Origin of the sequence: Clostridium sp. DSM 17811 (genome assembly GCF_018861905.1) — a bacterium.
Taxonomy (GTDB): Bacteria; Bacillota; Clostridia; order Clostridiales; family Clostridiaceae; genus Clostridium_AD; species Clostridium_AD frigoriphilum.
On record NZ_JAHLDU010000009.1, the window covers coordinates 161,798 to 180,304 of the forward strand.

At 29.7% G+C, this 18,507-nt stretch carries 15 protein-coding genes; 7 read left to right on the plus strand and 8 right to left on the minus strand.

The window, feature by feature from the left end:
* Positions 1-95 precede the first annotated feature (95 nt).
* The gene (locus tag KPL44_RS13230; protein ID WP_216251014.1) at positions 96-2,090 is read right to left on the minus strand and encodes a glycoside hydrolase family 127 protein; all 1,995 of its coding nucleotides are present in this window, start codon (positions 2,088-2,090) and stop codon (positions 96-98) included.
* A 199-nt stretch (positions 2,091-2,289) separates the two neighbouring features.
* On the opposite strand from KPL44_RS13230, the gene KPL44_RS13235 reads away from it, so the two are divergent.
* The gene (locus tag KPL44_RS13235; protein ID WP_216251016.1) at positions 2,290-3,228 is read left to right on the plus strand and encodes an AraC family transcriptional regulator; all 939 of its coding nucleotides are present in this window, start codon (positions 2,290-2,292) and stop codon (positions 3,226-3,228) included.
* A 139-nt stretch (positions 3,229-3,367) separates the two neighbouring features.
* Here the strand turns inward: KPL44_RS13235 and KPL44_RS13240 are convergent, their stop codons facing one another.
* Positions 3,368-3,727, minus strand: a complete 360-nt coding sequence (locus KPL44_RS13240) for a hypothetical protein (protein WP_216251018.1) — start codon at positions 3,725-3,727, stop codon at positions 3,368-3,370.
* 380 nt (positions 3,728-4,107) lie between these two features.
* Between KPL44_RS13240 and KPL44_RS13245 the strand changes: the two genes are divergently transcribed.
* The 4 genes from KPL44_RS13245 to KPL44_RS13260 all read left to right on the plus strand — a co-directional run bounded on the left by KPL44_RS13245 (position 4,108) and on the right by KPL44_RS13260 (position 9,167).
* The gene (locus KPL44_RS13245) at positions 4,108-5,190 is read left to right on the plus strand and encodes a GntR family transcriptional regulator (protein ID WP_216251020.1); all 1,083 of its coding nucleotides are present in this window, start codon (positions 4,108-4,110) and stop codon (positions 5,188-5,190) included.
* 429 nt (positions 5,191-5,619) lie between these two features.
* A complete protein-coding gene (locus tag KPL44_RS13250) occupies positions 5,620-6,597 on the plus strand; it encodes a sugar ABC transporter substrate-binding protein (RefSeq protein ID WP_216251022.1) in 978 nt (325 codons plus the stop codon).
* 82 nt (positions 6,598-6,679) lie between these two features.
* Positions 6,680-8,179, plus strand: a complete 1,500-nt coding sequence (locus KPL44_RS13255) for a sugar ABC transporter ATP-binding protein (protein ID WP_301182964.1) — start codon at positions 6,680-6,682, stop codon at positions 8,177-8,179.
* Position 8,180: 1 nt separating this feature from the next.
* Entirely contained in the window at positions 8,181-9,167 is a 987-nt protein-coding gene (locus tag KPL44_RS13260; protein ID WP_216251024.1) for an ABC transporter permease, read from the plus strand.
* A gap of 189 nt (positions 9,168-9,356) precedes the next feature.
* Here KPL44_RS13260 and pepF read toward each other — a convergent pair whose 3' ends face one another.
* From pepF to KPL44_RS13275, 3 genes are all read right to left on the minus strand, one after another.
* Complete coding sequence (pepF, locus tag KPL44_RS13265; protein WP_216251026.1) at positions 9,357-11,156, minus strand: oligoendopeptidase F; 1,800 nt, start codon at positions 11,154-11,156, stop codon at positions 9,357-9,359.
* A gap of 395 nt (positions 11,157-11,551) precedes the next feature.
* Positions 11,552-12,478 (minus strand): alpha/beta hydrolase, encoded by a 927-nt coding sequence (locus KPL44_RS13270; RefSeq protein WP_216251028.1) that lies wholly within the window; start codon positions 12,476-12,478, stop codon positions 11,552-11,554.
* 686 nt (positions 12,479-13,164) lie between these two features.
* Positions 13,165-13,527: a hypothetical protein gene (locus tag KPL44_RS13275; protein WP_216251030.1), complete on the minus strand. Its 363-nt coding sequence runs from the start codon at positions 13,525-13,527 to the stop codon at positions 13,165-13,167.
* 211 nt (positions 13,528-13,738) lie between these two features.
* Here KPL44_RS13275 and KPL44_RS13280 point away from each other — a divergent pair, with 211 nt between their 5' ends.
* Positions 13,739-14,341 carry a flavin reductase family protein gene (locus KPL44_RS13280; RefSeq protein ID WP_216251032.1) on the plus strand — a complete coding sequence of 201 codons (603 nt, stop codon included), beginning with the start codon at positions 13,739-13,741 and terminating at the stop codon, positions 14,339-14,341.
* A 36-nt stretch (positions 14,342-14,377) separates the two neighbouring features.
* Here KPL44_RS13280 and KPL44_RS13285 read toward each other — a convergent pair whose 3' ends face one another.
* The 3 genes from KPL44_RS13285 to KPL44_RS13295 form a co-directional block, all read right to left on the minus strand.
* Positions 14,378-15,385, minus strand: a complete 1,008-nt coding sequence (locus tag KPL44_RS13285) for an SPFH domain-containing protein (protein WP_216251035.1) — start codon at positions 15,383-15,385, stop codon at positions 14,378-14,380.
* Between the two features lie 30 nt (positions 15,386-15,415).
* Positions 15,416-15,844, minus strand: coding sequence for an NfeD family protein (locus tag KPL44_RS13290; protein WP_253201762.1), 429 nt, complete (start codon positions 15,842-15,844; stop codon positions 15,416-15,418).
* 236 nt (positions 15,845-16,080) lie between these two features.
* The gene (locus KPL44_RS13295; RefSeq protein ID WP_216251036.1) at positions 16,081-16,236 is read right to left on the minus strand and encodes a hypothetical protein; all 156 of its coding nucleotides are present in this window, start codon (positions 16,234-16,236) and stop codon (positions 16,081-16,083) included.
* A gap of 114 nt (positions 16,237-16,350) precedes the next feature.
* Here KPL44_RS13295 and KPL44_RS13300 point away from each other — a divergent pair, with 114 nt between their 5' ends.
* Positions 16,351-18,261, plus strand: coding sequence for an NAD(+) synthase (locus KPL44_RS13300; RefSeq protein ID WP_216251038.1), 1,911 nt, complete (start codon positions 16,351-16,353; stop codon positions 18,259-18,261).
* Positions 18,262-18,507 lie beyond the last annotated feature (246 nt).

The following is an 18,507-nucleotide window of genomic DNA, read 5'->3' on the forward strand; positions in this document are numbered from 1 at the left end:
CGAAATCCACTTTTGTTGTATAATTTATATTTACATAATAAACAAATAATACAAATCTATTACATTTTACAACATTTATATAATTGTTAAAATATCTATAAATCCTTATTTATAAATACTCTCATTTCACCTACAGATCGGTTAGCCCAACTGTAATATGGTACAAAAGTAATTTCACACTCTTCATATATAGGACTTTTTTTATCACTTCTATATAGTTGTCCCTCCCAACTATTATCTATAATTAGTTTTTTAGCCTTAGTTTTAATTTTACCAACACCTCCAAGGAGTTTAGAATCAAATTCATATTCATAACTAGCATATTTATCTAATCTAATTAAATGTAGATTTTTACCGTTGTCTACTTCTTCTAAGCAGTAGATAAAAGGTCCCTTTTGAATTGCAACTTTCCCCAAATCATCTTTAATATTTGGATTTGCAACTATTTCTTGAATTTCCATTTCAAAATTTATTTCTATTGTATCAGATGTATTCCAATCTCTTAGAATAGAAATATAGCCATTTATAATTTTATATTCCGCTTTTTCATCGTTAACTTTAACAAAATATGAATAACACCAATCAGGTATTCTAAATGCCATGATAAAATTACTTGATTTTTCAACTTTTAAGAACAACTTAATATCGCCAGACCAGGGGTAATTTGTTTCTTGTCTAATAGAAACTTTATTATTGTTTATTAAAATATCAACTTCATTAGACATATATAAATGCGTATATATTGTGCTATTAAAAATAGTATAAATATACTTACCTAAGGAGGTTAGTGTTCTTGCAAGGTTAGGAGGGCAACATGCACATCCAAACCACTCTGATCTAGTTACCTTTACATGACTTTTACCTGGATCATTTTTGCTAGCTACTGGATCAACTTCTAAGGGATTTACATAAAAGAAGTGTTTTCCATCGAGTGCCATTCCACTAATAGTAGAATTATATAAGCTTCTTTCCATAACATTTCCGTATAAACTTAGAGGTTCATTTTTAAGCATATTAAAAGCAAAGAATATTAATCCAACCGATGCACAAGTTTCACAATACATTGTGTCATTGGGTAGATCATAATCATAAGTAAAAGCTTCTCCTATTACAGTTGAACCAATGCCTCCAGTTATATACATTCTTTTACTAGTAATGTTCCCCCATAATTTTCTACATGCTTCTAGCATTTCTTTATCATTTGTTAGATAAGCTATATCTGCCATAGCTGTGCACATGTACATAAGTCTAACTGAATGTCCCTGCGCAGTTTCTTGCTTAAGAATTGGTTTATGAACTTGGAAATATTTCCGAGGGAATTTTTCCATTCCGGGAAGTATAAAAGTTTTATTATCATCATCTTTTAATTGATCTTTAAGAAAATTACTATCTTTACCCCTTTCATATAAAAAGTATTTGCTTAATTTTAAGTATTTTTTATTTTGGGTTACTGAATATAGTTTTGCTAAACCAATTTCTACTTCTTCATGACCGTCATATCCATGAATCTTACCTTCTTCTGGGCCAAAATATCTATTAATACAATCTGCTAAATTACAAGCGATATCTATTATCTTTCTTTTTCCTGTAACACTATAATAAGCAGCTGCTGCTTCCATAAAATGACCTGCGCAATATAATTCATGACTTTCTAGTAGACGCTTAAACTTTCTTTCCTTAGCATCAATAGTAAAGTAAGTATCCAAATATCCATCCTTTTGTTGAGCTAGTCCTATCAAATCTATAACACTATCAGCTATGTTTTCAAGTTCAACGTTACTATCATTAATCAAAGAATATGAAACAGCCTCTAGCCATTTATAAACATCACTATCTTGAAAAACATAACCATAATGATGACCACTTTTTAATCCCGCTGCAATTTTAAAATTTTCAATTGCATGACTTTTTTCAATTGGAATATTCTTATCATCCCGCTCAGCGTCAATTTTTATATTAGCTTCATCATTCAAAACATTCCATTGATATGGAATCATTTCATTTTTAACCAATTTTATATACTTAGACCAAAAATCATCTGTAATTGTAATATCCTTTATATTTATTTCGCTTTTCTTTTCATTTTTCATTTTCGTAATTCCTCCTATAGTAATATTTAAGGTATGGTAAATACGACAATTAGTGTTCTTTCTTAACACCAATTGACATAAGCTTTTTATGGAAGTATAATGTTGATTGTTCTTATATAATTGATTTATATGCTAATTATAAATCGATTACACTTATCTAACAACTAATAAAATCGTACTTTTGGTGGTGAAATCAGATATGCTCTATTTTAAGACAAATATAAGTGTACCTCTCTCTTATTGTAAATCTGGTCAATTTATATGTGAAAAAAATTGGCAGCATAAATCTTTTATTCTAGAAAATGACTATGAAATTATCATTGGAATTAAAGGAACCATTTATATTAAGCAAAATGAAGATAAGTATGAAATAAATCCAGGTGATGTTTTATTTTTACTCCCAGGTATGTTACATTCCGGATATGCACCCTCAGATGAGGGTAGTAGTTTTTACTGGCTACATTTTTTATGTACTGCAGAGGAGATAATATTAACTAAATCTGAGATCTATCAAGAAATCATTTCAATATTAAATACGGAAAGTTTACACGAAGATATTTTATTACCAACTTTTTTATCATTAATTGACACTGGAAAAGTATTCATTTACATAAAACAAATTTTACATATAGCTAATTCACTGTATTATACACATTTATCAACTGATTATTTAGTATCTGAACTTGCCATAGAGTTAACTCAACAATTTATAAACTCATTTAGTTTGTCAGTAACAAAAGAAAATTCAGTAAATAAAAGATTTTTTCAAATATTAGAATGGATAAGAGTAAATGTTACTAAAGACATATCTGTACAAATGGTAGCTAAGAAGTCTAATTTTAGTGCCGATCACCTAACGAGATTATTCAAAAAACATATTGGAATGAGTACTCTTCAATATATAAATAGTATTAAGATAAATAAAGCAAAAGAACTATTATTGAATTCTGAAAAAAGCATTAAAGAAATCTCTTATACTTTATGTTTTAAAGATGATAAATATTTCATGAAATTATTTAAGAAATATGAAGGAATAACTCCGACTCAATATAGAGATGCGTACCCTAGAACTTATATTAATACAGATTCATCTGACCCACTCATCCCCTTACCTAATTATTTATCACATAAGAAGTAAAACAAATGACTTAGGACACTACTATCAATCAAGTAACCGTCTATACTCAATCCTCTTCGCAAGTGCTTATAAATTAAAATAGCCTATAGAATAGACAATGTAAAGTCTACCTATAGGCTATTTTATGTTAAGTTGAATGCTAAACTTTGAATTTAAGTAGTTCCCCATAAGATTCTGCGAAAATAGTATTATTAAATTCATTATTTACAATACCTGCTCGCACTCCCTGCATAGTAGCAATAATATCTTTGGGTATAATATTATATCGTTTTTTAAATGGAGTACTAGCAATTAATGAGATGGCTTCTTCCCTACTCTCCCTTAATTCTTTTGAAATTTTTTCTAATTTTCTTGAATCAACAACTATATTATAGTCAATAGGACTTATATCTTTTATATTCTTTTTCAATTCCTCTATATAAGATATACCTTCTTCTTTTGTCATAACTCCACTCATAGTTATTATCAGTAAATTTGTTTTAAGTTCCATTGTATACATATTAAACCCTCCCATATCTTTGCTTATTTATTGAGTTCCTATGTTTTAAATTATAATCAATAACTGTATTACAAATATCTTATATTTATATAAAGTTTATGTTATTTATATCATAATTAAAACAAAAACATTTAAAATAAATAGTAAAATAGATTAACCTCTATCTTTATTCTCAACCTAACCAACTATAGCGTCCCTAAATCTATAATTCATTACAGAGTCATACATATCACCAAGTAAATATTCATACGCACAAGCGTCGATATAATTTTCTATAAATTTAGTATTCATACGTAACAATATTAAACATTGTTGTGAAAACGTTTAATATCTGCTATAATATTCTATAAAACAAGTCTGTTATATTTTAGGAGAAGAATATGAAATATAAATATGAAGAAGTAATAGAACAAATTATTAATTGGGCAATTACTGGAAAATATAAGCCCAATGAAAAAATTCCAACTGAATATGAACTAATGTCCCTATTTAAGGTCAGTAGACACACAGTAAGAAAGGCAATAAGTGATTTGGAATCTCAGCAATATATATATACAATACAAGGCAGTGGCACGTATCTATCTGATTGGAAACAAAATAATTTATATTTAAAGAAGACCAAAAATGTTGGTGTACTTACAACTCATATATCAAATTATATATTTCCAGATATAATCAAAGGCATTGAAAGTACCCTATATGATGAATCCTTTTCTCTTTTGTTGTCGTCTACTAACAATAACTTAATGCTTGAAAATAGCAATTTAAGAAATTTGTTAGCTCACAAAATAGATGGTCTTATTCTAGAACCAACTAAAAGTGCGTATCAAATTCACAACCTAGAATATTTGAATAGTATGATTTCTCAAAACGTTCCCATTATTATGATAAATGCTACTTATTCTGCAATTAAAACTCCAAGCCTATGTATTGATGATTTTACTGGTGGTAAAATAGCCACTGAATACTTACTATCTTTAGGACATAAAAATATAATGGGCATTTTTAAAGTTGATGACTCTCAAGGTATCCATAGAATGAATGGATTTATTACAAAATGTTTGGAAAAAGAAATTCCACCTTCCTCTGAAATTTTAACTTACCTTTCAGAAGAAGTGGAAACAATACTTCCCCAAAGAATAAAGTATGCGCTAAAATCAAAAAAACGTCCTACAGGTATCTTTTGTTACAATGATGAAATTGCATACATGGTGTTAAATATAGCACATGACTTAAAGTTAAAAATCCCTGAAGATCTTTCTATCATTGGCTTTGACGACTCTCCTATCTCAAAAATCATGGAACCAAAATTAACTTCTATGACACATCCAAAAGAAAAGATGGGTAGAGATGCTGCTAAACTAATTATTAAACTAATTAATAATGGTAATCATTTTGAAGAGAGTGATTCTATATTGTATGAGCCTGAACTTATTATTCGTAATTCTACAAAACCACATTAGAAGCATGTACAAATTTTTTATTTGTTATTTATATAATTTAAAAATCTTTTGCAGATTATTTGTTTTCTGATTTATTCACTCTATTAATAAATTTCATTACCACTAATATTGCCAAACATCTAGAAATCAAGAACTCTACCATCTTTTTTTAAAAATATAAATAAGTACCTATGTTATATTTAAATTACTTATTTGGATTATATATTTAAATTGTACTAATAAAATGCATTTAAGTGTTGACTTTTGTACGTATAAATACTACTATATTATTGTAATCGCTTTCAAAATTGTTATTTAAATTTTATAGGAGGTAATCTCAAATGTTAGTAACATAAGCGAATTTATTCTTAGTTGTTTATTATTCTAATATTATGTATTAGCAAAATTTTAATAAAGTGCTTGTCACGAAAATAGGGGGAGGAATTTAATATGTTAGAAATTAAAAGAAAATCATTAAGGAAATTATTTAAAAGATCACTAGCGGTTGTTACTGTATTAACAATGAGCTTAGGTGTAGTTGCCTGTGGTAATACAGATTCCGGCGCTAGTAAACAGAAAACAATAGCATTTATTCCACCATCTTTAGTAAGTCCATTCTATGCTTCATCAGTTGAAGGAGCAAAAGCTGAAGCTACTAAAGAAGGTTATACACTTAAAGTATTAGCACCACAAACAGAAGACGATTTCAATGGACTGTTAAAAATAGTTGAAGATGTTGTAACACAGAAGGTAGATGGTATTTCAATATGTACAACAGATAATAAAACTATGGCCGCTGTTGTAAAAACAGCAAATGCTGCGAAGATACCCGTAGTTGTTTTCAATTCTCTAAGTCCAATAGAAGGTGCAGATGTTTATTCCTATGTTGGATATGATCAAAAAAATGCAGGTGCTCAAGCAGCTGAGTATTTAGGTACCAAGTTAAAAGGAAAACAAGTTAATGTGGGAATACTAGAAGGTCTACCAGGAGTATTTACAGACAACAGAAAAGGTGGCTTTGTAGATGAAGCTAAGAAATATAGTAATATAAAAATTGTGGCTACACAACCTGCAAACTGGGAAAGAGAAAAGGGAATGAACGTTGCAACTAATATGTATCAAGCAAATAAAACTATAAACGTATTTTATGGTTTAAGTGATGAAATGGCTATAGGAGCGACTCAAGCTTTTAAATCCGTAGGTATTAAGGATGGAATTACTATTGGTATAGATGGTAATCCTGCTACAATGGATTCGATTTCTAAAGGAGAGACAACCGCTACTGTTTACACAAGTCCAAAGGAAATTGGAACACAAAGTATAGTTGACTGTGGTAAAGCAATTAAAGGATTAAAAGTTCAAAATAAAATGCATCAAATTAAAACTTTAGTTGTTGACAAAAGTCTTGTAAGTAAATATATAAAGTAATATGAAGTTTATAATAAACAAGTATATGATACTAAATATAACGTTAAGTTATATTTAGTATCTATAAAAAGGAGGAATAGTCTTGTCAGAGCAAGTTTTGAAAATGGAAAGAATTTCAAAGAGCTTTTCTGGAGTAAAAGTATTAAAAAATGCTGGAGTTGAAGTAAACAAGGGTGAAGTGCAAATTCTACTCGGTGAGAATGGAGCAGGCAAGTCTACATTAATGAAAATTCTTTCTGGAGCATACACAAAAGATGGCGGAGATATTATTATCAAGGGTAAAAAGGTTGAAATCAACTCACCAAAAGATGCAGAGAAATTGGGGATTAGTATAATATATCAAGAATTCAACCTAGTGCCATTTATGACAGTAGCCGAAAACATATATTTAGGACGAGAACCTATGTCAAATATTCCTGGTAAAATAGATTTTGAAAAAATGTATAGCGATGCACAAAATGCCCTCGACTATCTTAATGTGGATATAGATACAAGAAAATTGGTTAAAGATTTAGGAATTGCGAAGCAGCAAATGGTTGAAATAGCAAAGGCTTTATCCTTAAAATCAGAAATTATCATAATGGATGAACCAACTGCAGCACTTACAGATAAAGAAATTGATTATTTGTTCAAGATAATTAGAAAAATAAAATCTGAAGGGGTTTCTATTATATATATTTCCCATAGACTAGAAGAGTTTGTACAAATTGGTGATAGAGTCACTATTATGAGGGATGGAGCAACTATAACAACAGTTGCTATTAAGGATACATCAATAGATGAATTAATAAAATTAATGGTTGGTAGAGAAATTAAAAATAAATATCCTAAGGTAGACGTGAAACCAGGCAAGGAATTATTAAATGTTAAAAGTCTATCAAAAGAAGGCGTATTTAAAAACATTAGCTTTAATTTAAGAGAAGGTGAAATACTTGGTTTCTCCGGACTCATGGGCGCCGGAAGAACAGAAGTAATGAGAGCTCTGTTTGGAGTGGATGAATTTGATTCAGGAGAAATATATATAGCTGGCAAGAAAGTAACTATTAAATCACCAATACAAGCAATAAAAAATGGACTAGGTTTTGTAACTGAAAATCGTAGGGATGAAGGCTTAGTCTTACCAATGGACGTTGGCAACAATATCACATTAGCAACACTTAATAATTATTGTAAAAATCCAATAATGATTAATCATGAGAAAGAGGTTAAAGACATAAAAGAATATATGTCTTTATTAGATATTAGAGCATCAGGGCCGTTTCAAAAGGCTGGTACATTAAGTGGTGGAAATCAACAAAAGATCGTTATTGCAAAGTGGCTTTCATCTAATTCTAAAATTTTGATTGTAGATGAGCCTACTCGTGGAATTGATGTTGGTGCTAAAGTTGATATTTACAACATCATGAATGATTTAGTTAAAAAAGGAGTTGGAATCATAATGATTTCTTCAGAACTTCCAGAAATTCTGGGTATGAGTGATAGAGTATTAGTAATGTGCAGAGGTAGTATAACTGGTGAATTAAATATGGAAGAAGCATCTCAAGAAAATATAATGCATTATGCAACGATGGAGGTAAAATAAAATGATGAACACAAAAATTAATGGTAAAAAACAAAACAAAGGTATAATGAGCATTATTGAAAATAGTCTTTTTGGAGTATTTCTTGCATTTGTTTTTTTAGTTGTGATAATGTCAGTACTTTCTCCAAGTTTTTTATCTTCACAAAATATATTTAATATATTACAGCAAATTGCAGGAATAGGTATTATATCTGTAGGAATGACATTTGTCATCCTTTTAGGTGGTATTGATTTATCTGTAGGATCTATAGTTGCATTTACTGGTCTTGTAATGGCACTTGCCATGAAGGCAAATGTACCAGTTGGGTTAGCTATACTAATAGGACTAGTACTCGGTGGTCTAATTGGTTGTTTAAATGGAGTATTAATTGCTAAATTAAAAATACAACCATTTATTGCCACCCTTGGAACAATGACAATTGCAAGAGGTCTTGCTTATACCATTACGAATGGACAACCTGTTTACTCATTCTCGAAGAGTTTTAAAGGAATATCAGGTTTTATTGGTTTTGTACCAAAACCAGCAATTGTAATGTTGATAATATTTGCTTTAGGATATTATGTACTTACTTATACTAAGTTTGGAAGATATGTATATGCTACTGGTGGAAACAAAGTAGCTAGTAAACTTTCCGGTATAAATGTATTTAAATTAGAAATACTAGTTTACACAATATCAGGAATATGTTGCTCTATTGCTGCAATTTTGCTAACATCAAGACTTGATTCAGCAGTCCCTGTCGCAGGTAATGGGAATGAACTTGATGCAATAGCAGCTGTTGCTATTGGTGGAACCAGCATGACCGGTGGAGAAGGTCGTATTCAAGGTACGCTAATTGGAGCTTTGATTATGGGAGTTATAGCCAATGGAATGAACTTGCTAAATATACAACAAGGTCCTCAGTTATTTACTAAAGGTGCAATAATTATATTAGCTGTTACCATTGATTTAATTAGAAAAAACGGTAAAAAAAAGCTAACAGCATAAAAAATAATGTAAAATAACCTATAGAATAGACATTATAAACTCTACCTATAGGCTATTTTATATTATTGGATTTATATTCATATTTAATTAAAGGGGAACTCCAAATAAGAAACGTAGAAACTATTTAAATTTGTTTGGAATTACTTAGCGAAGTGAAACGCAATTGTAATAATATATACTGCCCCTTTGCTACAGTTCTTTCTCGAGCATCACTAATAATTCATCAAATCTTTTTATAGTATCTTCTAAAGGTTTTGGTGATGACATATCTACACCTGCTTTTTTAAGTATATTTATTGGATAATCACTTCCACCACTCTTTAAGAATCCTATATATCTTTCTACAGCACTTGCTCCCTCGTTAGTTATCATTTTACTGAAAGAATTAGCAGCTGCAAAACCTGTAGTATATTGGTATACATAAAAATCATTATAAAAATGAGGAATTCTTGACCATTCCATATCTATTCCTGCATCTACTACCATATCAGGTCCAAAATATTTCACATTTAAATCATGATAAATTTTACATAAGTCCTCTGGTGATAACGGATTACCCTGTTCAATTTTTTCATGCGTTACCTTTTCGAATTCTGCAAACATGCACTGTCTAAATACTGTAGTTCTTATTCCCTCTAATTGTTGATTTATTAGGAATAATTTCTTTTTCTTATCATTCTCATTTTTAATTTGATAATCTATTAATAAACATTCATTAGTTATAGATGCAACTTCTGCGCAAAATAACTCATACCCTGAATATATGTATGGTTGAGTTTTTCTTGAATAATATGAATGAATAGAGTGTCCCATTTCGTGAACAAGCGTAGATACATCATTTAATTGATAATTATAATTCAAAAGCACATATGGCATACTATCAAAACAGCCCCAAGAATATGCTCCAGATCGTTTACCTTTATTTTGGAATACATCTACCCATCCCTCATTAATACCTTCTTTGAAGATGCCTAAATACTCTTGTCCTAGTGGCTTAATACCCTCGAGTGCTATTTTAACTGCATCTTCATATTCAATATGATTTTCCTCTGCATCAATTATAGGCACATATAAATCGTACATATGCATTTCATCAAGCCCCAGAAGCTTCTTCTTAATGCTTACATACCTATGAAGTGATGATAAGTTTTTATTTATAGTATCAACTACATTATCATAAACCTTTACTGGAATATTATTAGGTTTTAAAGAACTTTCAAGTGCACAGGAATAATTTCTTGTTTTTGCATTAAATATAAAGTTCTTTATCGAAGATGTTAAAGATGCTGTTAAAGTATTACTAAATCCTTTATATGTTGAAAATAACGTTTCAAAAGCATCTTTTCTTACTCTTCTATCCTTTGATTTTATAAAATTGCTATAGTTTCCTTCAGTTAATTCGACCTCATTACCCTTTTCATCCTTTATACACGGAAATGTCATGTCTGCATTTGTAAGCATTCCAAATATGTTTCCTGGTGCACTTAAACAATCACTAACAGACGCCAAAAGTTTTTCTGCCTCTGCACTTAGTGTATGATCCTTTTGATTTATAATATCCGCTAAATAAAATTCATATAGTTTAAGCTTTGGAAACTTAACTATTGCCTCATCAACTGCTCTCTCAGGTAATGATAATAATTCAGGAATAAAAAATGCAGTTGCACTAGAAACTTCTGCGCCATAAGTATCGATCTTATTTTTTAGAACTTGAAATTCAGCCTTGCCTGTATCCTCATCTCCTCTTAAATGTGCATACACAAGCAATTTATCTAAGAGTCTTTCAATTTCTACGTTGCTTTCTAAAAATGATAGCAACTCCTCAGGGGTACCTAATTTACCTGAGAATTTTTTCATACTTGGCACTTTAGCCCTTAGTATTTCAAAATCTTTTTCCCACTCCGCTGAATTCTCATATATCTTTTCAACATTCCACTTATACTTGCTATCGACTTGATCTCTCGTTTTAAGTTTTTGTACTTCACTCACTAAAATTTCCCTCTTTCATTTTTTGAATTTAAAATCAACTTTGCTAGATTAATCTACATAGAATAGAAAACAACATAATATATTTATATTATCCTATATTTGAAAAAATAACCATACACTAATAAACTATACTCCCTTTTTTATAGATTATGCTAACAAAAGTATATATTGCGTAGAATGCATTTGAACTAGCTTTAGTAATTCCTAATTTATTTTATTTATAGGTGCGTTAATAAAAGTACATGTTTGAGCGCATGCGAGTTTGTACTTTTTAGCAACTGTACATAAAATAAATTATAGAATTACTTAGCGAAGTGAAAGCATTCCTAGTAATATATACTTTAGCTTATGGCATAATCTATGAAAAGGTACTTATATTATGGGATTGATATACATTAAACATGTGCATTAATCCATTTTATTATATCAGTAGTTACTTCATCTTTATTGATTTCATGAAGCATTTCATGGCGTCCATCTTTATAAAGTTTATAAGTCAGATCCTTAACTCCATGTTTCTCATAAGTCTTAACAAGTTTTAAATTACCTTTCCCATTTTTTCCTACAGGATCCTTATCTCCTCCAAAAATATAGATAGGTAAATTATTAGGAATGTTTTTTATTTCCTCTGCATCTTCTACACTCTTAAGTCCACTTAAAAAATCATAGAAAAAGCCCGCCGTAAAAACCGCCCCACAATATGGATTTTCTATATATTTATCCACTTCTTTATTATCTCGACTTAGCCAATCAAAGAGTGTTCTATTTGGTTTAAAAAAATTATTATTACTTCCAAAAATCAATTTATTTAAATTAATACTTTTAGCATTTCTTCCCTTTCTTATAATCTCTACTTTTGATGCTATTCTTCCTATATCAACAATAATTCCCCGCTTGCCGCAAGTCCCTGTAAGAATAACACCTTTTAATTCACTTCCATATAAACAAATATATCTTTGTGTTAAGAAGGATCCCATACTATGCCCAAATAAAAATATAGGTAACGTCATATTTTCTTCTTTAATAATATTATTTAGTCTATGCATGTCCTCAACCATTGAATTAAAGCCATCCTCACCTAATTCTCCTAAAGTCTCTATTTTCCCTGCAGTTTCCCCATGACCCCTATGATCATTAGCATAAACAACAAATCCATTTTTTGTTAGATTGTTTGCAAAATCTTCATACCTAGATGCTGTCTCCGCCATTCCATGTGCTAATTGAACCACACCCTTAACCTGCATATCCACATTCGGCATCCATTTGTATACAAATATTTCTAAACCATCCTTACCCTTAAACGTAAAACTTTCTGCTATCATACTCTCCCCCCTGTTATTTTATTCTTACATTTAATAATATTTTTATGTTGAGAAATAACTCAGCGAAGTTAAAGTTACTTTTTCTTAGATTATGCTAACAAAAGTATATATAACATAGAATGAATTTGAACTAAACTTAGTAATTCTTAATTTATTTTATTTACGGATACACGAAAGAAAATACATATTTAAGCAAGCTCAAGTTTGTATTTTTAATAGTTATACATAATGTCCTTTTTCTTAGATTATGCTAACAAAAGTATATGTTGTGTAGAATGCATTTGAACTAGCCTAGTAATTCTTAATTTATTTTATTTACAGATGCGTTAATAAAAGTACATGTTTGAGCGCATGCGAGTTTGTACTTTTTAGCAACTGTAAATAAAATAAATTTTAGAATTACTTAGCGAAGTGAAAGCATTGGAGCAATATATGCTTTTAGTTATAGCATAATCTATGAAAAACTACTTATCTCGTATTATACTTTTAAATACAAAAAAGCCACACTAATTAAATCTACTGCTTAATAGACTTGATAGTGTGGCTCTCATTTTTTTTAGCCATATTTCATGTTTCATATTTACTCTCAATAAAATTATATCACTAAAATACACATTTGAAAAGTAATATTACACAATTCTGAAAATTAATATTACATTAAACTATCTTTTTAAACATATTCATCCTTATTTCTCTAATACCTTATATTCAACCTCTATATATTTATCCTCATCATAAAATTCATCAGATTGTCCATAAATCTTAACGTTTGTATTTGTCGCATTTTCAGCAATATATTTTGCAGTATGCACCGTAACATCAATGGTCTTATCTATTAGAACAGCTGTTACTGCTCCTGCTATTTTTGAAGTTTTTGAAGCTACCCTACCAAGTATAACACTATACTTCTTCGTATTTTTAGCCAATTTATCCTTACCTGAAATTCCTGCAATAGACGATATGACATTCCCTGTTAGTTCAATACCCAATTCTGCAGTATTACCAACTAATTTTGAAGCATCATATACCGCTTTCCCAATAATTGTCATAATAATCACCACACCTATATTAATACTCTTATAATCATTATACCATATTATTATAAAATTATTACTAATGAATTTGGTAAAAATTATAAAGTCTTTTTAGCAAACATTCAAGACTGTATAAATCTTTTAAGATATTGTATAATATATAATGTTATATAAAAACAAGAGACATACCTTATAATGTATGTTAAAAATATAGAGGTGAAAATACATGATAAAAACCATATTTAAAGGTAGCGCAATGTTAAATCCCGTTCCTGTAGTATTAATTACATCAAAAAATAAAGAAGGTAAAATAAATGTTTTTACAGTAGCATGGATAGGAATGGCTTGTACAAAACCGCCAATGATAACTGTAGCTATAAGACCTGAGAGACTTTCCTATGATTACATAAAAGAAAGTGGTGACTTTGTAGTAAATCTACCTACATCAAAAATGACTCGTGAAGTTGATTATTGCGGAGTGCGTTCTGGTAAACAAGTAGATAAGATTCATGAGATGAACTTTAAAATGGACAACGCAAAAGATGTCATAGCACCAATAATATCTGACTGCCCTATATCTTTAGAGTGCAAAGTTAAAAGCATTACCCCTTTAGGTACACATGATTTGTTTTTAGCTGAAATAGTAAATACTCATGTTGATAATACTTTAATAGATGATCTTGGAAAAATACACTTTGAAATGGCAGATCTCATTACTTATTCTCATGGGGAATATTTTAGTGTTAATTCTAAACCTTTAGGTAAATTCGGTTACTCAGTTCAGAAAAAAACAAAACCAAAGAAAAGTAAACATAAAAATAAAGCCTGATTTCTCAGACTTTATTTTTATATCTATTTTTATTCATTATTTATTTGGTATTGATTTGTTTGGTATCGCTTTGTTTTGTATTTCTTTAGTAGGTATTGCTTTATTTTCAGATTTCTTATCCATTCTTAACATTTCGCCTATTGCTGATATACTACCAAAACTTGATAATATTTCATTTGGAAGTATAAGCTTATTAGCTGGATTTTTAGACATTTCTGTAAGAGCTTCTATCTGTTTTAATGCTATTACAGTTTCATTTGTACCTGACTCAATTATTGCTGTATTTACTTTTCTTATAGCACCTGCTTCTGCAATTGCAATGGTCTCTATAGCCCTTGCTTTACCTTCTGCTTCTAAAAGTTGTGATTCTTTAAGTCCTTCCGCACGTCTAATATTTGCTTGCTTTTCAGCTTCAGCATTTAATATTTGAGCTTGCTTATGTCCCTCTGCCCTTTCAATTTGGCTTTGTTTTTCGCCTTCTGCTGTAAGAATAAACGCTCTCTTATCTCTCTCTGCTCTCATTTGTTTTTCCATAGCTTGTTGAATCTCACTTGGTGGAACAATGTTTTTAATTTCTACAGATAAAATCTTTATTCCATAAGCATCTGTAATTTCATCAATTATTTCAAGAAGCTTAGAATTTATTCTATCTCTTCCTGATAATACATCATCTAATGTCATGTCTCCAACGATATTTCTCATATTAGTAATAGTTGAATACACAATACCTGATTTATAATCCTCAATATTATACACTGCATCTCTTGAATTAATAACTTTATAAAATATAACATTATCAATTGATATATTTACATTATCTTTAGTTATAACATTCTGTGGTTGTATGTCGAGTATTTGTTGCTTAGTAGAAATTTTTCTTCTAACGAAATCTGCAAATACAATTGTAAAATGCCAACCTGGCTCTAATATCCTATGAAACTGACCAAATCTTTCTATTAGAACTACATACCCAGTATTAACAATCTTAATAGATGTTAAAATCATAACGACAATTAGTAACAATAAAATCAAACCTATAATCATAATAAATTCCTCCTCAAATTTTAATATAACTTATACTTTAGATATTAATAATTTATTTCCTTCAATACCAGTAACTTGAACTAAGTCACCTTTTTTCAAAGGTTCTCCAACATTTTTAACGGTCCAATAAATTCCTTGAAACTTAACATTTCCTTTTTCATCAATATCTTTTGTTAGTGTAAATTCTTGTCCCACATACCCTTCTTCCATAGTCAAAGTTTTTTTCACAGTTTTTTTTATGGTTTTCTTAACTATAGGATAACCTATAGACATAACCACTCCACTAACTGCTACAAAAACAATTATTTGCACAATTATTGGTGCATCGAGTCCAATAGAAAGAATTGCTCCGAGTGCTCCTACAGCAAACCATACAAACATAAAACTACTAGTTGTAATATCAATGGCTAATGCCACCACTGCCACAACTATCCAAAATATCATCGGCGTCCAGCTCATATTGTACCCCCTTAAAATCTAAAATATTATTAACTTTAACAGCTTATGTCATTATTAATCTATATCACAATTATATAACTTTTATGAATTTTATAATACAACCTTATTATGTTTTTAAAGCAATATTATTACTATAGATTATTTATGAATAATATTCATCTTTTATAAACTAAATAAATGAATTTTTTATAATGCTATAATTACATTATATTGTATATACTAAACTTTATAAAGTTTTATTTTAATACATTGTACATTTCCATGTCCATTTCTGGTCTTTTATTGCCATCTACCCTATATTTACTCTTATTTGCTCGATAATACGTTTCATGGTAATTTTTATTATAATTGTAAATAGTTACTAACAATTTAATCATTGGTAAAATAATCATTGACCTTCCTACTAATGTATTCAAAATAATGATATAATTCTACTAAATATTTGTTATATAAAGCAATATTTGCATATACTATATTTGAAAACCAAAGAAAGGTCGTGAATTAGTTTGAAAACTTCTTTTATAAAGGTTTCTGCTGCTTGTCCAATAGTAAATGTGGCAGATATAGAATTCAACTTAACTAACATACAAAAATGCATTACACAGGCTTACGCAGAAGGATCAAAATTTATAGTTTTTCCAGAACTTTGCATAACAGCTTATACCTGTGCAGACTTATTTATGCAACATCAATTAATTAAAAAATCCGAAGATGCCATTAAATCTCTATGTGAGTTTTCTGAAAACAAAGATATATTAATTGCTGTGGGATCTCCTCTCTACTTTAATGATTGTCTATATAATTGCGCTTATATAATATTTAATGGAAAACTGTTGGGAATAGTACCAAAAAGCTATATTCCTAATTACTCTGAGTTTTACGAGAAAAGATGGTTTGCAGAGGGCCTTGGCATAATAAACAAAACCGTAAATCTTTCTTTTGCAAGTGATATTCCTTTTGGGACGAACTTATTATTTACTTGCGACAATATTAAATTTGGTTTTGAAATTTGTGAAGATCTTTGGGTAACCATTCCTCCAAGCAGCTACTTGTCTCTTCAGGGTGCAAATATAATTGCTAACCTATCTGCATCTAATGAATTAGTTAGTAAAGCTGATTATAGAAAATCCTTAGTAACATCTCAAAGTGCAAGATGTATGTGCTCTTATTTGTATGCATCATCTGGTGTTTTTGAATCTTCTACCGATTTAGTTTTCAGTGGTCATCTTTTAATTAGTGAAAATGGTTTATTATTAAAGGAAAATAATAGATTTCAAAGAGAAAACGAAGTTATCTCATCTATTATTGATATAAATAAGTTGAATAGTGAAAGAATGAAAAATACAAGTTTTAGAAATACTAATTCCATATGTTCTTTTGAAGTAAAAGAAATATCTTTTCAATTTAAGGATATGGATTTTGGCATATTTGATAGGAACATTGATAAATATCCTTTTGTACCTTCTAACCAATTTAAGCGTGAAGTACGCTGCGCAGAAATATTTAATATTCAATCTTCGGCTCTTGCTAAAAGATTTTCATACACTGGACTTAATAAAGCAATAGTTGGGATTTCTGGAGGACTTGATTCAACACTAGCACTACTTGTTATAGTTAAGACCTTTGATAAACTAAAAATACCATTAAAGAACATTATAACTATAACTATGCCTGGTTTTGGGACTACAGATAGGACTTATTTGAATGCAATAAATCTATGCAAAAACTTAGGTACTGACCTTAGAGAAATTAATATAGTTGACGCATGTCTTTTGCATTTTAAAGATATAGGTCATCCAGTAGAGAAACATGATGTAACGTATGAGAATGTTCAAGCAAGAGAAAGAACTCAAATCCTTATGGATCTTGCAAATAAGGAAGGTGGACTGCTAATAGGTACAGGCGATTTATCAGAACTTGCTTTAGGTTGGTGCACATATAATGGAGACCATATGTCTATGTACTCTGTAAATTGTTCAATCCCTAAGACATTGGTGAGATATTTAGTCAAATATGTAGCAGATAAAGAATCCTCAAAACAAGTTACAGACATTCTTTTAGATATTCTTGACACCCCAGTAAGTCCTGAACTTATGCCTAAAGATAAAAGCGGGAAAATAACGCAAAAGACTGAAGACATAGTAGGACCATATGTACTTCATGACTTCTTTCTTTATTATTTTATGAAGCAAGGAGCAACCCCTGAAAAAATATTATTTTTAGCAAAGCAAGCATTTATTGGTGACTTTGAAGAAGTCGTAATAATTAAATGGTTCGATAAATTTATAAAGAGATTTTTCACTCAACAATTTAAACGTTCCGCACTGCCTGATGGTCCAAAAGTAGGAACAATAAGTGTTTCTCCAAGAGGTGATCTTAGAATGCCATCAGATGCTAGTTATAATTCTTTCCTTTAATATCTATTCACACACAGAAAAAAATATATATTACGTGTATTGAATCAAGCTTTAGAACTCCAAATTTACTTTTAATTGATTTTTGTTTTTTATCAAATTAATTAAAAATAAAGTTACTACTCAGGCATCATAAATTATGTGAAGGTATAAGAAAGCTGAAAGAATACGGGTATGAATTCCTCCGGAAGTAGCACCAAATAAGAAGAGCAGAAACAATTGAAATCCCATTTAAAGTTCTTCTTTTGC

Coding starts and splice junctions, on each gene's coding strand:
- KPL44_RS13230 (WP_216251014.1), bottom strand. CDS start 2,090: ATGAAAAATGAAAAGAAAAGCGAAATAAATATAAAGGATATTACAATT.
- KPL44_RS13235 (WP_216251016.1), top strand. CDS start 2,290: ATGCTCTATTTTAAGACAAATATAAGTGTACCTCTCTCTTATTGTAAA.
- KPL44_RS13240 (WP_216251018.1), bottom strand. CDS start 3,727: ATGTATACAATGGAACTTAAAACAAATTTACTGATAATAACTATGAGT.
- KPL44_RS13245 (WP_216251020.1), top strand. CDS start 4,108: ATGAAATATAAATATGAAGAAGTAATAGAACAAATTATTAATTGGGCA.
- KPL44_RS13250 (WP_216251022.1), top strand. CDS start 5,620: ATGTTAGAAATTAAAAGAAAATCATTAAGGAAATTATTTAAAAGATCA.
- KPL44_RS13260 (WP_216251024.1), top strand. CDS start 8,181: ATGATGAACACAAAAATTAATGGTAAAAAACAAAACAAAGGTATAATG.
- KPL44_RS13270 (WP_216251028.1), bottom strand. CDS start 12,478: ATGATAGCAGAAAGTTTTACGTTTAAGGGTAAGGATGGTTTAGAAATA.
- KPL44_RS13275 (WP_216251030.1), bottom strand. CDS start 13,527: ATGACAATTATTGGGAAAGCGGTATATGATGCTTCAAAATTAGTTGGT.
- KPL44_RS13280 (WP_216251032.1), top strand. CDS start 13,739: ATGATAAAAACCATATTTAAAGGTAGCGCAATGTTAAATCCCGTTCCT.
- KPL44_RS13285 (WP_216251035.1), bottom strand. CDS start 15,385: ATGATTATAGGTTTGATTTTATTGTTACTAATTGTCGTTATGATTTTA.
- KPL44_RS13290 (WP_253201762.1), bottom strand. CDS start 15,844: ATGAGCTGGACGCCGATGATATTTTGGATAGTTGTGGCAGTGGTGGCA.
- KPL44_RS13295 (WP_216251036.1), bottom strand. CDS start 16,236: ATGATTATTTTACCAATGATTAAATTGTTAGTAACTATTTACAATTAT.